The sequence below is a fragment of the Corynebacterium sp. ZY180755 genome (assembly GCF_054331495.1).
The window spans coordinates 824974-842733 of the sequence record NZ_CM135811.1; the positions used below are offsets into that span (position 1 = coordinate 824974).

The 17760-nt window shown below is 54.1% G+C and carries 13 protein-coding genes; 8 read left to right on the top strand and 5 right to left on the bottom strand.

Annotation, left to right across the window (positions count from 1 at the left end; translation table 11 throughout):
* The first annotated feature begins 58 nt into the window (after positions 1-58).
* From ACXM2N_RS03900 to ACXM2N_RS03915, 4 genes are all read left to right on the top strand, one after another.
* Entirely contained in the window at positions 59-1870 is a 1812-nt protein-coding gene (locus ACXM2N_RS03900) for an ABC-F family ATP-binding cassette domain-containing protein (RefSeq protein ID WP_458490209.1), read from the top strand.
* An 82-nt stretch (positions 1871-1952) separates the two neighbouring features.
* Positions 1953-2279, top strand: a complete 327-nt coding sequence (locus ACXM2N_RS03905; RefSeq protein ID WP_458490211.1) for a putative quinol monooxygenase — start codon at positions 1953-1955, stop codon at positions 2277-2279.
* A gap of 292 nt (positions 2280-2571) precedes the next feature.
* Complete coding sequence (locus ACXM2N_RS03910; protein ID WP_458490213.1) at positions 2572-2739, top strand: hypothetical protein; 168 nt, start codon at positions 2572-2574, stop codon at positions 2737-2739.
* 402 nt (positions 2740-3141) lie between these two features.
* The gene (locus ACXM2N_RS03915; protein ID WP_458490215.1) at positions 3142-4389 is read left to right on the top strand and encodes a hypothetical protein; all 1248 of its coding nucleotides are present in this window, start codon (positions 3142-3144) and stop codon (positions 4387-4389) included.
* A gap of 51 nt (positions 4390-4440) precedes the next feature.
* Here ACXM2N_RS03915 and ACXM2N_RS03920 read toward each other — a convergent pair whose 3' ends face one another.
* Positions 4441-5631, bottom strand: coding sequence for a phosphotransferase (locus ACXM2N_RS03920; RefSeq protein WP_458490217.1), 1191 nt, complete (start codon positions 5629-5631; stop codon positions 4441-4443).
* Positions 5632-5635: 4 nt separating this feature from the next.
* Complete coding sequence (gene treS, locus ACXM2N_RS03925) at positions 5636-7417, bottom strand: maltose alpha-D-glucosyltransferase (RefSeq protein ID WP_458490993.1); 1782 nt, start codon at positions 7415-7417, stop codon at positions 5636-5638.
* Between the two features lie 363 nt (positions 7418-7780).
* On the opposite strand from treS, the gene ppk2 reads away from it, so the two are divergent.
* Positions 7781-8644, top strand: a complete 864-nt coding sequence (gene ppk2, locus ACXM2N_RS03930) for a polyphosphate kinase 2 (protein ID WP_458490219.1) — start codon at positions 7781-7783, stop codon at positions 8642-8644.
* Positions 8645-8827: 183 nt separating this feature from the next.
* Positions 8828-10036, top strand: coding sequence for an IS1249 family transposase (locus ACXM2N_RS03935; protein ID WP_458490221.1), 1209 nt, complete (start codon positions 8828-8830; stop codon positions 10034-10036).
* Positions 10037-10145: 109 nt separating this feature from the next.
* Here the strand turns inward: ACXM2N_RS03935 and ACXM2N_RS03940 are convergent, their stop codons facing one another.
* The gene (locus tag ACXM2N_RS03940; RefSeq protein ID WP_458490223.1) at positions 10146-10934 is read right to left on the bottom strand and encodes an HAD family hydrolase; all 789 of its coding nucleotides are present in this window, start codon (positions 10932-10934) and stop codon (positions 10146-10148) included.
* A gap of 155 nt (positions 10935-11089) precedes the next feature.
* On the opposite strand from ACXM2N_RS03940, the gene ACXM2N_RS03945 reads away from it, so the two are divergent.
* Positions 11090-12628 carry an SDR family oxidoreductase gene (locus tag ACXM2N_RS03945; protein WP_458490225.1) on the top strand — a complete coding sequence of 513 codons (1539 nt, stop codon included), beginning with the start codon at positions 11090-11092 and terminating at the stop codon, positions 12626-12628.
* A gap of 78 nt (positions 12629-12706) precedes the next feature.
* Positions 12707-13843: a 3-hydroxyisobutyryl-CoA hydrolase gene (locus ACXM2N_RS03950; protein ID WP_458490227.1), complete on the top strand. Its 1137-nt coding sequence runs from the start codon at positions 12707-12709 to the stop codon at positions 13841-13843.
* Positions 13844-13849: 6 nt separating this feature from the next.
* Here the strand turns inward: ACXM2N_RS03950 and ACXM2N_RS03955 are convergent, their stop codons facing one another.
* Together ACXM2N_RS03955 and glcB are read right to left on the bottom strand one after the other, a co-directional pair.
* Positions 13850-15103, bottom strand: a complete 1254-nt coding sequence (locus ACXM2N_RS03955) for a DUF6882 domain-containing protein (RefSeq protein WP_458490229.1) — start codon at positions 15101-15103, stop codon at positions 13850-13852.
* Between the two features lie 134 nt (positions 15104-15237).
* Positions 15238-17439 carry a malate synthase G gene (gene glcB, locus ACXM2N_RS03960; protein WP_458490231.1) on the bottom strand — a complete coding sequence of 734 codons (2202 nt, stop codon included), beginning with the start codon at positions 17437-17439 and terminating at the stop codon, positions 15238-15240.
* Positions 17440-17760: the final 321 nt, after the last annotated feature.

The following is a 17760-nucleotide window of genomic DNA, read 5'->3' on the forward strand; positions in this document are numbered from 1 at the left end:
GGTGGGGTGTTGAAAATAGGGCTCCTATCCGGGTGGTGAACTAAGATGATGAGACGATATGGCGAATCTCATTAACCTTGAACAAGTATCCAAGTCCTTTGGCCTGAAGGCCCTTCTCGATCAGGTTTCCTTAGGCGTCCAATCGGGCGACCGCATCGGCGTTGTTGGGCTCAACGGCGGTGGAAAAACCACCCTCTTGGAAGTGCTAACCGGCATTGAACCACCAGATTCCGGTCGCGTCTCGCACAACTCTGATCTGCGAATGGCCGTTGTTACCCAGCGCGCGGAGCTCAACCCGCAGGACACGGTAGCCGACGTGGTTCTTAAGCCTCTCGGGTTGGAAACATTTGAGTGGGCATCGAACGCCAAGGTGCGTGAGGTTTTGGGTGGTATTGGCATTGTTGACTTAGGTTTAGATGCCAAAGTGGGGCAGCTCTCTGGCGGTGAGCGTCGCCGCGTCAATCTAGCCGCGGCACTCGTGCGTGACTTGGACCTGATCGTCCTTGACGAGCCCACCAACCATCTCGACGTTGAGGGCGTGCAGTGGCTTGCCGAGCACCTCCTCTCGCGCAAGGTGGCGATCATCGTCGTCACTCACGATCGCTGGTTCCTCGACACCATCGCTACAAAAACGTGGGAAGTTCATGACGGCAAGGTTGATGCCTACGAAGGCGGCTACAATGACTGGACCTTTGCCCGTGCTGAACGTGCCCGGCAAGCCGACGCTATGGAGCAGCGCCGCCAAAATCTCGCTCGCAAGGAACTTGCGTGGCTGCGTCGTGGTGCGCCGGCGCGAACCTCCAAACCCCGCTACCGCATCGAAGCTGCAGAGGCGTTGATCGCCGACGTTCCTGAACCACGCAACAAAATTGAGCTCATGGCGTTTTCCAAGCAACGCCAAGGCAAAGTTGTGGTCGAACTCGAAGACGCTCGCATCGAAACCCCTGATGGGCGCATGCTTGTCGACGACCTCACCTGGCGGCTTGCACCGGGCGAGCGCATCGGCCTCGTCGGTGTCAATGGTTCCGGAAAAACCACGCTACTGCGCGCCATCGCTGGCGCGCATGAGCTTGCCGCAGGCAAGCGCATCGAAGGTCGCACGGTGCGCTTGGGTTGGCTTCGTCAGGAGTTGGACGACCTAGATCCGTCGTTAAGGCTGCTTGACGCCGTGGAAGAAGTGGCAACTTACGTGCAGCTGGGCAAGAAGGAGCTCACTGCCTCGCAGCTCGCGGAGCGCCTCGGATTTTCTGCAAAACGACAGCGCACGCCGGTGGGAGATCTCTCCGGTGGTGAGCGTCGGCGCCTGCAACTCACACGCGTACTGATGGCAGAGCCAAACCTTTTGCTTCTCGACGAGCCTACCAACGACCTCGATATTGACACCCTGCAGGAACTCGAATCCCTGCTCGACTCGTGGGCAGGTACGATGATCGTCATTTCGCACGACCGTTACCTGATTGAGCGTATTGCAGACAGCACGTGGGCACTGTTCGGAGATGGAAAACTCACTAATCTGCCCGGTGGAATCGACGAGTATCTTCGACGACGCAAGCAGTTGGCCGAAACTAACACTGGTCGCGTAGTCGATCTGGGCTCGGCAAATGAATCCCAAAGAAAAGCGCCAGAACGCAAGATTAGCCCCGCTCAAGAGCGTGAGATCAACAAGAAAATGAACGCGATCGAACGCAAAATGGGCAAACTGGATCAGCGGATTGAAAAGATCGAGGCAGAAATTGCACACGTTGCTGCCGCGGCAAGCCTCGACACCGGCAAGCTCACTGAACTCGATCAAAATAAACGAGCCCTAATGGATGAACGTGAAGGGCTTGAGATGGAATGGCTCGAGCTAGGTGAAGAGCTAGAGGGCTAACACCTAAAGCTGGTCACGCAACTGTGAACCTGTGACCAGCCATTTCGGCGAGGTGGGTTCAGGGGAAGGTAGAATTTCCGGCATGATTCTAATCAACGTGAAGTACGAAGTTCTGCCGGAATACTCTGAAACCTTCCTCGATGAAATCTCCTGGTTCACCGAGGCTACCCGCGCCGAAGAAGGCAACATCTTCTTCGATTGGTACAAGGATCCTGAAAACCCTAACGGTTTCTTGCTCATTGAAGCTTTCCAAGACGATGCTGCTGAGCCTCACGTCAACTCTGATCACTTCAAGCGCGCTTGCGACGAAATGCCAAAGTACTTGGTAGAAACCCCAGACATCATCAACACTCTCATCGAAGGAAAGATGGAGTGGGACAAGATGGCTGAATTTAAGGTTGAAAGGTAAAACCTGATTCCTCAAGCGGTACGAGAATTCGTGCCGCTTTTTTCATGGGCTAAATAATCCGAAGAAAGGCGGTGTCAAAACGGTTATGGCACAAAGCCTTTCCAGGCGCTGGGGATTAGAAAATTCTCATAATCGCGTCATGTCAATTTCATAAAGCCTGCCCAACCGTTTATTAAATTACGGTTAACCTCCTGTTTCCTTGTGGAGTTGCGGCGAGAGTCTTAGCGTTAAAGCAGTTCTTCGAAGATCGTTTCCACATTCTCGCATTCAACCCCTTTGAAGGAGGGAAATCTTGACCGTTGCATCAATCATTGCGTCTGTAGTTGCAATCCTTTCACAACTTTTCGGTGGTATTCCTGGTGCGCAGCATGCCATCAACCAAATTTCAGCTATCGCTCACAACTGGAGCGACGACTGGGATGATCACGATGACGATTGGGATGATGATTACGACGACTAATCGAACCGCTGGAATCTAACCAAGGCACCACATTCAAATGTGGTGCCTTCTCGTATGTCGAATAGATCAGCAGTGGGCAATCGAGGGTACTCGGCTATGGATCGATCCCTTATAGGGAATGACGTGCCTGCCGGCAGGAAGGTCGTTCTTGGCTGTACCTCGCAGAGGTCTAATCAGTTCACACGGCGCTGATCAAGCGGCAAACATCAGGCTCGCTTCTTTGGTGAGTAAAAGACACTGTCGGAGAAAATGGCCGATCCTAATCAGTTGCTACCCCCGTTTTTTCTCTCCACTAGCTGCATTGATAGTCGCTAGCGGGGGTAAAAGCTTCCGGGAATGTCTCAACGGGGAAATACGGTGATGCTTACATTTCGAACAAATGAACGATATGGAGTGGTTTCCTTGAATCAATTAAGAACCGCTGAGGATGGATCTTCAGAGCAGCTCGTCCCATTCTTTACTCATTGTGATCCGGACGATCCGTTTGCCGTTGAACAGATGGAGCTAAATAGAAGGCAATTGGAATTCTGGGCTAGAAACGCGCCGAGTGACGAAGCTGATTTTGAAACAACTGCCAAAACAATAGCTGCCCGTATGGGGATGACCCTGCCGCGAGTACGCAGCATCATCTTGGCGTTTAGAAAGCTGAAAAGCCTACCTAAACTGATGAAGTTGGCGCAGGAGATGGGGCATCTGGACCTTGATCGGATAATAACTATTGACCGAGCAACAAAGGGAATGGCCACGGAGCATTTGTCCGAGCTCGATGACTACGCAGTCGGTCTCCTAAGTCCCGTTTGCCCTCGGCAAACTCTGCGACAACCAGCTGCGATTGCCAACAGGCTAAAGGGTTTTCTAATAAAGGTTGATCCGGATGCAGTACAACAGCGCATCGACGATGAACGTGGAGTAAGCGTCATTGCTGAGGCAAATACCGCCCGCGTATCAGCGCGGTTGTCGCATGATGAAGCATTCGAATACCAGCAGCTCATTGCTGATGTGAAACAACGGTGCGGGCTCGATAACGATGCAGATGCACTCATGGAGTTAGTTAGGGGCCACTCGACAGCTAAGGTCACGCTGAACCTGGTTCCGAATGAGCATGGAAATCTGGAAGTTCTAGGAGCGGGTACGTTAACTCCAAAGCAGATGGTCTACTGGTTGAGCAAGGTCTCTGGAGTGCGCATTTTTCACGAGCATATCGACGAAAAGGCAGACAAGCGTTTCTTTGACCCAGTCAGTCAAACTTTTATTACTGCACGCGATGGTTACTGCGTCGGTTTAGCGTGCACAGTCAACGCTATTAACGGTCAAGGAGATCACACAGAAAACTTTAATGGCAGCAACACTACGTCGGAAAATGGTGGTGAGTTGTGTCAGCACTGCCACAACCAAAAGACTGACGGTCGCCTCAACATGGTTGCAGTAAACGGGCGCGGTGTGAAAATGTGGATCACTCCCGACGGCCGACAGCACGTTACCCTCCCTGATGGGCCCCTAGTCGGTTCCAACGAAAAGCTGCTCACCATCGATGAGTACTTAGCGGCGCGAGCTAAAGGCAAAGTTCCAACACCAAATTCTCAGAACTGGGGACAAACTGTTGGGCAGAAAGCAGAAAAGGCAATAGAGAACGCGCGTAAAGCGGCATGAAAAAGCCACCCGCACAGCGCGGATGGCTAAGTACTGAAAACTCGATAGTGACTAGACTTGCGCGACAAGCTGGTTGACAGCATTGAGCGGGATGTCTACCCAGTCAGGACGGTTGTTCACTTCATACGCCACTTCGTAGCAGGCTTTATCCAAGATATAAGCGTCCAGAATTACTTTCTGCTTCTGGTGATCATCGGAAAAGCCATATCCACGGAGTAGAGCTGCCGTACTAGAAGATGACCAAGCCAATGACGCCTCTGTGGGTTTTCCGCCGTTATGGAAGTGAGCGGCATAATCTATTGACCGTACCAAGCCGGCAACGTCTCGTAATGCCACGTCTGGCTTTCGGCGATCCTCTAGACTTCGGGCAGGTTCGCCCTCGAAATCGATCAAAGTGTAAGACCCGTTATGGCGTAAGACTTGGCCTAAGTGTAGATCACCATGAATGCGTTGAAGCTCAATTGGCTCGGTTAGGTTTTCAAGTTTGGTATAAACTGCTCGGACTTTATCTTTATATTCTTTGAGCATCGGGGCTTTTGAAACGAGCTCCTCGAAATGTCTATTTAATCGATTTGCAAGTTCTTTACCGGTGGTTTCCTCCGTCGGGAACTTTGCCTTCAATGCGTTGTGAACTGTCCTAGTAGCGTCACCAAGAATTTGGGCCTCAGCGGCGAAGGAGGTGGCATCACCAGTCAGGGTCAGAGCGAATTCCCATCCGTCCTGAGCGTTAGGTACCAAGGCTTGTGTCATAGTTAGGGTGTAAGTAGCCCCATCTATGTCAGTGGTGGAGTATCCGTGAACACCCGCGACTGCTGAGCAGTCCGCAATTCCACTCAAGAGCTCCACGTCGGGGTTCAACCCAGCTTCTAGCTTCCTGAACACCTTGAACATGCGGTTTCCAACGATCAGCGAGGTATTGGATTGCTCGCCTCCAATAGGCTTGGGTTCCACTGCTGCGAGAGCCACGTCGCCTCTGGTTTCGCCGAAATCCGGCACGGCACCGATGTACGCCGCAGCACCCTCGGTAGTTGTGAGAACATCTTTGCCCGATGAGTCTAGGAACAGCTGGTAAAGATCGGAACCAGTTTCCCGCTGGACGTTGAGGATAAGCCACACGAAGTCACCAACGCGCATTTCCCTAACTACTTCAGCGCCGGTGATTTTTTCCGACTTGGCGCCGTAAAAGCGTTCTCCCGCTAGGTTTCGAAGTGCTGACGATAAGAGTTCTTGAGTGGTAGTCAATGTCTTACTGCTGCTCCTTTGAGATATCGAACCAGAAGAATCCGTGTGGCGGAAGAGTAACGAGCCATGGCAGCTCGCCGATGGTTGGGAACGCCTCGCCACCAGACAGCTCACGTGGAGTGACACCGGAAAATTCGGAAAGATCGAGCATGACTGCCTGTGGGCGATCAGATAGGTTGTTTACGCATAGGATGGTTTCTCCCTTGTATTCGCGCAGATAGGAGAACACGGTGGTGTTCTCTGCAGTGATCTCGCGGAAAGTTCCTAGACCGAAAGCCTTGTACTGCTTACGGATATGGATTTGAGCGCGTGTCCACTGAAGTAGGGAGTTTTTAATGTCCATCTGGGACTCAACGTTGACCTGTTGGTATCCGAAACGGTCATTCTGAATTGGTGGCAGGTAAAGCCTCTCAGGATCTGCCTTGGAGAATCCACCGTTGCGGTCTGAGGACCACTGCATCGGGGTGCGTACTCCGTCACGATCGTACAGCCAGATGTTGTCACCCATGCCAATTTCGTCACCGTAGTAAAGGATAGGGGACCCTGGGAGGGATAGCAGTAGGCCGTTGAGGAGCTCCAGCTTGTTTCGATCGCCTTCGAGTAGCGGTGCCAATCGACGGCGGATGCCTACGTTTGCCTTCATTCGCGGATCTTTTGCGTAGTGGGTGTACATGTACGCACGTTCTTCGTCGTTGACCATCTCGAGCGTGAGCTCATCGTGGTTGCGCAGGAAGATGCCCCACTGTGCGGAGTCGGGGATATCAGGAGTCTGCTCAAGGATGTCAGAGATGGGCTGGCGCTGTCCCATGTGTACCGCCATGAAAATTCGAGGCATGAGTGGGAAGTGGAAGTTCATGTGGCACTCGTCGCCCTTGTCCGGTTCTCCGAAGTATTCCACTACCTCATCTGGCATCTGGTTTGCTTCAGCAAGGAGGACGCGTCCTGGGTACTCCTCGTCAACCATTCGGCGAATGCGTTTGAGGAATGCGTGTGTTTCGGGCAGGTTCTCACCGTTGGTGCCCTCACGCTCGTAGAGATATGGAACTGCGTCCATACGGAAACCGTCCATACCCAAGTCAAGCCAGAAACGCATCATGTCTAGCATGGCTTCTTGAACTTCTGGATTGTCGTAGTTCAAGTCTGGTTGGTGGCTAAAGAATCGGTGCCAGAAGTACTGCTTGCGTACGGGATCCCAGGTCCAGTTGGATTCTTCTGTGTCAATGAAGATGATTCGGGCGTCTTCGTACTTTTGATCGGTGTCTGACCAGACGTAGAAGTCACCATAAGGGCCGTCTGGGTCATGGCGAGATTCTTGGAACCATGGGTGCTGGTCGGAGGTGTGGTTTACCACGAGGTCGGTGATGACGCGTATGCCACGTTTGTGGGCAGCGTCAACGAGCTCAACGAAGTCTTCGACTGTGCCGAACTCGGGTAGTACCTTACGGAAGTCTCGAACATCGTAGCCACCGTCACGGAGTGGGGAATCGAAGAATGGTGGCAGCCACAGGCAGTCAACACCGAGCCACTGGAGATAATCAAGTTTTTCGGTGATTCCCTTCAGAGAACCGGAGCCGGAGTTGTCTGGATCGTAAAATGCGCGGACAAGGACTTCGTAGAACACCGCATCCTTGTACCACTGGTGGTCGCTGCGTTCCCATGGGTTGTCGCCTGGTGCTGGTGCCGGGGTGTCGTATTCTTCTGCGACGTGCTCGATGATGTGCCCCTCAGCGTCAGTCTGCGCGCGGGGGATTGGGGGTTCCTCTAGATCCGCGGCGCTGGTGTGCATAAGAGGCCCCTTGGAGTGGCCGGGAGCATGAGGGGGTTCTGCCGCTGTGTGCTCTGCGGGGGTCACTAGGTTTTCATCGAGATTTTCGTTATGCATGTACTCCACCCTAGGCAAAAACCTTGAAGCACTTCTATAAAAATAGCGGCATTACGTGGTTTATAAAAGTGTGACTGATTCGAGAAACCGGCGTTGAACTGGATAAATTGCGCGTTTAATGGGGTGTTACCGAAAGTTTGGGTGGCATGGTCACTTTTTGGATCGATGAGTGAAGTGGTGTCGTTTGTGGAGGCTTTGCCCCCACATAGTAGACCCAGCACTGGACCAACTTCTCACCAGCTTATTTGAGGAAGTAGATTGGAAAGCATGGGTAAGAAGGAAAAAGAAGTCGTGAAGCCAAAGAAGCTTTCTAAGAAGGCCTATGAGAAGGAACTGAAGAAGCTTCAGGCCGAACTGGTGCAGATGCAGCAGTGGGTGGTTGAGACAGGTGCTCGCGTTGTCATCATCATGGAAGGCCGCGACGCGGCCGGTAAGGGTTCTGCAATCAAGCGCATTACCCAATACCTGAACCCCCGCACGTGCCGCGTGGAGGCGCTGCCAGCGCCGAGCTCGCGTGAGCAGGGGCAGTGGTACTTCCAGCGCTACGTCGAGAAGCTGCCAACTGCAGGCGAGATTGTGATCTTTGACCGTTCTTGGTACAACCGTGCAGGCGTTGAGCGAGTTATGGGCTTCTGTACCTCTCAGGAGTACCGTCGTTTCCTGCACCAAGCCCCAATCTTTGAACGTCTGCTTGTTGAAGACGGCATCATGTTGCGCAAGTACTGGTTCTCCGTGTCTGATGAAGAGCAGATCGCCCGTTTCTCGTCTCGACGCAATGATCCTCTGCGTCAGTGGAAGTTGTCTCCAATGGATTTGCAGTCCATTACCCGGTGGGAGGATTACTCCAAGGCTAAGGATGAGATGTTTGTCCACACCGACATTCCTTCTGCGCCGTGGTACACAGTTGAGTCTGAGGACAAGAAGCGTTCACGCATCAACGTGATTAGCCACCTGCTGTCTACCATTCCGTATGAGAAGGTGGATCAGAACATTCCTGAGATTCCTGAACGTCCAAAGTCGGATCGTGACTACGAACGCCCACCTCGTGAGGACTTCCGCTACGTTCCAGATGTTGCTGCCAAGCTTGAGGCAGATAAGGTTGGCAAGGGCAAGAAAGCCAAGAAGAAATAGATGAGAAGCCGGGTTGTACCCGGCTTTTTTCATGGTTTATAGGTCATAAATTGTGTACAGAGGTCCTTGTTTTTATGGTTTGACCTTTTGTTTTGTGTTGTTTTGAATTTCGGTTGGGATTTCAGATCGGTATTTTTCTACCCCCGTTCCAGTTTCTGGGACGGGGTTTGGTTCGCTAGTGGGATGTCAAGACATTCAAAACGACCCCGCTGCGGCATGTGTGACGGTGTGATGGTCAAGAACGGATTCATGCCAGGAACTAGACGCCAACGATGGCGATGCAAGAAGTGTGGAACTAGTGGCCTTCAACGGTACGAAGGCGTAAGGAACAAGCACTTCTTCCGATTCTTCATCCGGTGGCTCACCGAAGGGCTTACTATTGCACACGCTGCTGAACTGGCCGGTGTTTCTCCCAGCACGATCAACCGAGCATGGAAACAGTTCTGGTTCGTCCAAGTCCATCCGCAACCAGATCCGTACAGGATCTACGACCAGATCTACATCGATGGCACGTACTTCGCCAGCGGATGCCTCCTCATCGCAGTATGTGACGATCACGTCATTACCTGGCACTGGTGCAGACGCGAAAACAAGCACGCCTACATGCAACTGTTGTCGCAGATGGCACCGCCGAAGATGGTGATCATCGACGGGCATCGTGGAAGTATTGCTGCAGTTAAGGCATTATGGCCGACTACCAAGATCCAGCGCTGTACGTTCCATATTCGACGCAATGTGCAGGCCTATGTGACCAGGAACCCCAGATACAGCCAAGGTTGTCTGCTGAACAAGCTGGCTGAGAACCTCACGGGGATCAAGACCATTGAGCAAGCTATTGAATGGCAAAAACAGCTCCACAAGTTCCATCAGCTTTACGGCACGTGGCTCAATGAACGAACCTACAGGAAGGATGTTGGTGCAGGTGAGATACCGAGCTTTGCGAGAAACAACAAGCTGTGGTGGTACACCCATTATCGGTATCGCAGTGCGTACAAGCTCCTAGAGAGGCCCCCGCAACAGGGGCATTTGTTTGCCTATCTTGATCCCGAACTCAACAAGCAGACGCTGCAGTCGCTGAAATCAATGACTAACATCGTTGAAGGTCGCAACAGTGGAATCAAAACCTTTCTACGCAGGCATAAAGGGATGCCTGCTGAGCATCAAAGAGCCTTAGCTGATTGGTATCTGCATCTGAATACCCATGATCCTGACGATCCTGTTGCTATAGCCAAGAAGCAAAACTGGGGTGCGACCGCCTACCGCCAAGCATGCACTCACACCCCAGACGAGAACCTCGCCGATCAGGAAACCGGACGACCAGCCCTCTATGACAACCATATCGACTCCGGCTACACACACTCAGTTGGAATCAGGAAAGGACAGATGAAATAGCCCCAAAATCATCCCAGCTATACGATAAAGAAAGATAATACAAACAGGACCTAGACCACGGGGGTGGTTATCTAGGTCCTGTACACAATTTATGACCTATAAACCTTTTTCATGGAAAGAGTTGATCCAGGATTTGAATGACTCCATGGTCAGTATTGGTGGGTGCAATATGGTCTGCGATGTCTTTGACTCGTGGGTGTGCGTTGGCCATCGCGTAGGAGGTACCAGCCTTGCGGAGTAGCTCGTAGTCATTGAGGTAGTCACCAAAGGCCAGAGTTTCATTGATCGGTATGTCGAGGGTGCGTGCGAGTGTCTCCAATGCCGTGCCCTTGTTGGCTTCTGGGCTCATAATGTCCACCCAGTGTTCACCTGATACTGCGATATTCATACCGCCCACGTTGGTGAGGTGGGGAAGGATTGAAGCTTCGGCGTTGGTAAAGCTAAAGATTGCTATCTTGATGGTTTCATCGTTGACGTAGTCATGGAGGTCGTCTACGACGGTGAGTTGCTTGTAATACGGCGTGCACTGGCTGACGAAGGCGGAGTCCGATCGTGAGATGAATGCGCCGTCTGGGCGGCACAGGACGACGCCACCGTCGAACGTGACGCCGTGTTCGAGTGTGTCTAGTAGGTCATGGACGGTGCCTGCGGGCATAGCTGTGACGGAGATGATGCTGCCTTCGTGATAAATAACCGTCCCATTTTCAGCGATCACGGAAAGGTTGCTGTTGGGGCCAAATTGCTCGAGGAGTGTGTGTAGTTGGCGCCCGCTTGCGGGCGCGAATACAACGTTGTGGTGTTGGAGTCTTTCGAGGATGGGCCAGAAAGACTGGGGGATGGTGTGGTCGTCGTCGAGAAGTGTTCCGTCCATGTCTGTTACGACGAGCTTGTGTGCCACTGATTGTGCTCCTTGGGTCTGTGCCTAGCTTTCTACTACCAACTTTAGATGCGCCATGTGGGTGTGCGTAGTTCCGCGGGGCGGACGCGATTGGGTGGGCGGGCGTAGGGTGGTGATAAATCACGCACAATCTAAATTCATCGAATTGAGGCCTCATGATTGATAACTACTCCACTACGAGTTTCCACGCACAGCACAAGGACAGGCTGGTGTTGGTTACTGGCGCAACGGGCTATGTGGGTGGCAGGCTCGTTCCCGAGCTTTTGGCCGCGGGTTTTCGGGTACGTGCGACGTCACGAAGCGTGAGCTCTTTGGAGCGCTTCCCCTGGTTTGATGAGGTCGAGGCCGTGGAGGCTGACCTGAGCAGCGCCTCTGACGTGGCGCGCGCCATGGAAGGCGTGGATACCGCCTTCTACCTAGTCCACTCCATGGGTAACGGCAGCCAAGATTTCGAGGAGGCGGAGTCTATCGCTGCTAGGAACGTGGCCCAGGCCGCGGACTCCCATAGTGTGCGTCAGGTTGTCTACTTGTCTGGGCTGCATCCCAAGAGGCTGCGCACGGAGGAGCTGTCCAAGCACATGCGCTCGCGTGAGAATGTGGCCGAGATCCTGTTGGCAGCCGAGACGCCCGCGATCGTGTTCCAAGCGGCAACATTGATTGGCTCCGGTTCGGCGTCGTTCGAAATGATTCGACACTTGACGGAGCGCCTCCCCGTGATGATTGCCCCTAACTGGATTGATAACAAGATTGAGCCGATCAGTATCAGGGACACCCTGTACTACCTTTGCGCGGCGGCCGATTTGGATGAGCCTCACAATCAGGCTTTCGATATCGGATGCGGAACGGTGTACAAGTTCAGGGATTTGTTGACCCTCTACGGTGAAGTCCGCGGTCTCAAGCGCTTCATTAGGCCTCTGCCGTGGTCGTTACCTATGGACAAGTTGTCGGGAATGTGGATCGCGTTGGTCACGCCAGCGCCGTTAGGGCTGGCTATTCCGTTGGCGCAGTCGATGGCGGAGGATGCTGTCAGCCACGATGATGCAGTAAAGAGCATCATTCCTGATCCTCCTGGCGGTCTTGCGGACTACCCGACTTCTGTGCGTCGCGCGTTGGAGCGTGAGCGCGAGCAGGGCGTGGTGACATCCTGGGATACCAGTTGGGCCGAGGTGTCCACGTCCGCGGATTCTCTGCCTACTGATCCCGAATGGGCCGGTCACACCGTTTACACCGATGACCGGACGGTGACCACGGATGCTGATAAAAAGCGTTTGTGGGCGGTCATCGAGGGCATTGGTGGCGCTTCTGGCTGGTACTCCGCGCCATTGCTGTGGGCTATTCGCGGGGCGATGGATAGGGCGATTGGTGGCCCGGGTCTGGGAGGGCGTCGAGATCCCCGCCACCTCAAGGTCAACGACCGGGTGGATTGGTGGCGGGTGGAGCGCATCGAACCGCTCAAGGAGCTCGTACTTCGTGCTGAGATGAAGATCTCCGGTCGTGCTTGGTTGGTGTTTAGCTTGGAGGACGCCGAGGACGGAATCAAGTTTAGGCAGCGGGCGATTTACTTCCCACACGGATTGCTGGGGCGAGCGTATTGGGCTGCGGTTGCGCCTTTCCATGCCTTGATTTTCCCCGTCATGGCTAAAAACATCATCAAACAGGCGAAGAAGTCTGCAAGTGGCGATAATTCGCACTAGAGTAATCCCGCAATAGGGGTGGGGAATACCCCAGAGTAGTGAGTGACACAGGTCATATTTTGTGAGACACTGGACACTATGACTCAGAACACACAAAATGACAAAGTAATCGTCCGGGTGGAGGGAAAAACTGGGCTGTTGGAGCTCAACCGCCCAAAGGCCCTTAATTCCCTTGACTCGGACATGGTTGTCCTCATTGATGACGCCCTGAAAAAGTGGAAAGACGACGATGCCGTGGAGCAGATCGTTATCTTCTCAGGATCGGAACGTGCGTTCTGTGCTGGCGGAGATGTTCGCCAAGCGCGGGAGGCATGTCTAGAGGGCAATTACCAAGAAGGCGACGATTTCTTTGCCAAGGAATACGTCATGAACGGTGACATGGCGGAGTTCCCAAAACCCTATATCGCGCTGTTAGACGGCGTGGTGATGGGTGGCGGCCTCGGTATCAGCGTTCACGGATCTCACCGCATTATTACCGAGCGTGCCTTCGCGGCGATGCCAGAGATGGCCATCGGCTTTATCCCGGACGTGGGGGTGCCGTACTTCTTCGAGCACATGGATGTTGGCATTAACCCCACGCACAGGTCCCACGCATTGGCAGTGTTCCTGACCACCACAGGTTGGCACATGAAGCCGGCGGACATGCTATTTACGGGCGTAGCCACACATTTCGTGCCTTCGGAAAAAATTGAGGATCTGCGCCAAGCAATTCTTGCCGACGGCGTGGACGCCGCAGTTTCCCAACATTGCCTCTCCCGCGAACAGCTGGTCACCACAGAAGGAAAAGTCATCCGCGATGCGGATGACCATCAGGTGATCGCGGACCTAGAAGACTCCGAGTTAGCCAAGTACATCGAAGACATTGAACATACGTTCAATCATGATTCCTTTGCAGAGATTGAGGCCGCCGTTGAAGCCCACAGCAACACGGCGTTTGCTGATCTGGTGCGCGAGAAATTCTCCGTTGCTAACCCGGCGTCATTGGTGGCGGCCACTGAGTTGCACGCCGCGATCGCTCACTGCGACGGCATCCGTGAGGAACTTGAGCTGGAACGCGTGCTGGGGCAACTCATGCGCCGCGACGACAACTTTGTTGAGGGTGTGCGTGCTGTCTTGGTGGACAAGGATCGCAACGCCACGTTCAGCCCAGATAACACCGCGGATGTGGACGTTTCCACGTACCGCGATGTGCTGAAACAAGGCCTAGCTAAGTAATTAATACTAGACGAGGGCGAACTGACCAGCCTTGAGGCCGTAGGCCTTGCTCATGGTCGGGCTAAAGAGGTAGTTCGCAACCTCGTCTTTTTCTTGCCACACGACGCTAAAGGTGTGCTCGCCGGGAACGATTACCTCCGTAGCGTCGGAGCGAAGATCCTCCGGCATGCGGATATGGATGCCACGGATTGCGGCGTAGCTGTCCAACGCGCGCCGCGGGTTAATTGAGTCTCGAGCTCGAATGATCGTGGCTGCGCACCCGGCGGCTGATGGTGCTGGCAGGCGCAGCTCAGGCGCGTCGAGGAGGACGATGGTAAAGCCGTCTGGGTTTGGGACAAAAGCGTGTGTCCACTTGCGTAGCAGTGGTTTGGCGGCGACAGCGAATCCGCGCTGCCGAGCAGTTTCCACCGGGATGTCCTTTTCTATCAGTTCGGGGATGGTATGCCGGCGCGCCCAGTCGAAGATCGGAGCCGTGGCGGGGGAGTGAATCCAGTTGAAATGCTGGTCCGTGATGGTCGCAATCGGAACGGCGTGCGCGCTGGTGAACGTTTGGGTGGCGTCGCAGCGGATGTGGGCTCGGTTTTCTCCCTCCATGGCCACGATGGCGTCGGGGAACCGCCCCTCAAAGAAGAGTTGTGATTCCACCGAGAACAGTTCGGCATCAGAGACGAGCGTGCCAAAGGTGTGTTCGTCAGCATTTTGTACCACGCCGGCATCTGGGTCGACCGTGGTGCCGTCGCTGAAAAATAGGAGCCCCTCGTTCTCTCTGAGGCCAAGGTCGGCAAACGCGGCGAAGGACACCAGTGCGCGCTTCTTATCGACGTCCACCTGGTGCAATCGTGCGTGAGCGAGCGCGATCTTGATCGCGTCGCGCGGGGAGATGTTGTGGACCGGGCGGTCCACAACCGCAAGGCTGTAGAGATCGTTGCCCTCCGGCACGATGAAGGCTGGGCCGTTGCCGCGCAAGGTGCGCGCTGCGGCGATGAGTTCGTCGGAAAGCGTCACCGTGCCCTTTAATTCTGGGATGTCGAACGGGGTAGGGCCGGCCCACGTGAACTGGGTGCCGTTAATTGTGCCGACGGTGGAGGCCGCAAAGGTGTGGGTGCCGTTAAAGGTGACGGTGTAGCCGCCTCCGGTTCTAGCAAAGTCCACCTGCGGATTGGGGCCGAAAGCCAGTGTATGTTCCCACGTTGACGCATGCTGGGCAATGAATCCGTCTGTTGCAACGTCGGTCAGGCTGGTTGGTGTCTCTAGCTGCATGTGATTCCCTCGGCAGTAGTGAAATGATTGTGGGCTATTGTGCCCAAAACTTGCGTGCCAATGCAAAGCGAGGGCCACGGTGAAACCGCAGCCCTCGCTTAGTGACTAGATCACGCTGTCTTCAGTATGAGGTCTTACTTCAGGCCCTCGCGTGCCTTGAACTCCCGACGCTTCTCGTGCAGGATCGGCTCGGTGTAACCGGATGGGGAATCGGTTCCCTTGAGGATAAGAGCCTTAGCTGCTTGGAAACCGATGGAGTAGTCGAAGTCCTTGGCCATTGGCAGGTAGTTAGGATCGCCCTCGTTCTGGCGGTCAACAACCTCTGCCATGCGCTTCAGGGACTCGATAACCTCGTCCTCGGTTACTACGCCATGAACCAGCCAGTTGCACAGCAGCTGAGAGGAAATACGCAGAGTAGCGCGGTCCTCCATCAAATCAATATCGTGGATATCCGGAACCTTGGAGCAGCCAACGCCCTGTTCAACCCAGCGGATAACGTAACCCAAGATGGACTGGCAGTTATTATCCAGTTCTTCCTTCTTCTGCTCTGCGGTCCAGCCGGCGTCAGGCGAAACTGGGACGGTGAGCAGGCCAGTGTAGGTGTCGCGGCGACCAGCGGCCTTCAGCTCATCCTGGACCTCGAACACATCTACCTTGTGGTAGTGAGTTGCGTGCAGGGTAGCGCCGGTAGGGGATGGGACCCACGCAGTGTTTGCACCTTCGCGTGGCTGGCCGATCTTTTGCTCCAGCATCTCAGCCATCAGCTCAGTCATTGCCCACATGCCCTTACCAACCTGTGCCTTGCCCTGCAGACCACGAGCCAGGCCGGCATCAACGTTGTTGTCCTCGTAGGACTGCTTCCAGATAGCCTTCTGCATGTCAGCCTTGCGCTCCATCGCACCTGCCTGCATAGAGGTGTGGATCTCATCACCGGTGCGGTCGAGGAAGCCGGTGTTGATGAATGCCAGGCGGTCAGCAACAGCCGCAATACATGCATCCAGGTTGACGGAGGTGCGGCGCTCCTCGTCCATGACGCCTACCTTCAGGGTGAAGCGCTCCAGGCCGAGCAGATCCTCAACGGCGCCGAATAGCTCGTTGGTGTACGCAACTTCCTCAGGACCGTGCTGCTTTGGCTTCACAATGTAGATGGAGCCGGTACGAGAGTTTCGGAACTCATTGTCTTGATCGAGACCCGGAATTGCGCAGGCGGAGGTGATGACGGCATCCATGATGCCCTCGAAGATTTCTTCTCCGTCCTTGGTGAGGATCGCTGGGTTGGTCATCAGGTGACCAACGTTGCGGACGAGCAGCAGGGAGCGGCCATGGAGGCGCTTCTGAGAGCCGTTGCGGCCGATGTACTGCAGATCTTTGTTGAGCTTACGGGTAATGGTCTTACCGTTCTTCTCCAAAGTCTCCTCGAGCTCACCGGTATTCAGGCCGAGCCAGTTGCGGTAACCGAGAACCTTGTCCTCGCCGTCAACGGCTGCGACCGAATCCTCGAAGTCCATGATGGTAGATACAGCGGACTCGATGATGATGTCCTTGACACCAGCGTTGTCATCACGGCCGATAGGGGAGGTTGGGTCGATCTGCAGCTGGATGTGGAGGCCATTGTTGCGCAACCAGATGGAATCAGGATCGTCATGGTGGCCGGTGAATCCGCGGTACTGATCCTTATCAACCAAGCGGTGCTCTTCACCGTTCAAAACGCCAGCGAGGTAACCGCCCTTAACAACGTAACGCTCGATCTCGTTGTGGGAAGCTCCCTCCAGAGGCGCTACTTCATCAAGGAACTGGCCAGCCCATTCAATAACTTTCTTGCCGCGCACTGGGTTGTAGGCGCCACCCTTCTCTGCACCGCCTTCCTCAGAAATAGCGTTAGTGCCGTAAAGCGCATCATAGAGAGAACCCCAGCGAGCGTTCGCTGCGTTCAGTGCGAAGCGAGCATTGAGAATAGGAACAACCAGCTGTGGGCCAGCCATGGTTGCGATCTCCTCATCGATATTCGCGGTGCGGATATCGGCCTCTTCAGGAGCGTCAACAATGTAGCCGATCTCGCGAAGGAACTTCTCGTGCTCTGCTGGGTCAGGCTGGCCTGGGTTAGCCTTGAAGAATGCGTCAAGCTGAGCCTGCAGTTCATCACGGCGAGCTAGCAACTCCTTGTTGCGTGGGGTGAACTTCTCGACGATCTCAGCGAAGCCGTTCCAGAACTTCTCCTCATCAGTGCCGTTCTTTGGCAGAAGCTCGTTGTTGATGAAGTCATAAAGGACCTTATCTACCTGAAGGCCTGCAACGTCAATGCGTTCCGTGGTGTCCTTGTGCTCAGTTTGGGTCATTTTCTGCTCCTAGTTAATGGGAAAACTGGCGGGAAGAATTTCGTCTTCGCGTTTGTGCGATGACACCAGAGTAAGTGATCGCGGTCACTAATTAAAGGTTTTCAGTCATTTGAATATTAACTACCCCTGCTGTGCTCTAGATCTCATTAGGGTTTAGTCGTCTGACAACTGATCTTTGTAGCGACGTTTCGATGTTAATTAGGTCACTGTTTTAGCAGGTCATCTAAAAATTGAGTCATATGCAGGCATTTATTTGTACGGTAAAACATTTGCAAAGTTAGCAAGAACCCCCATTACCCCCATGCAAAACTTAGATTCGGA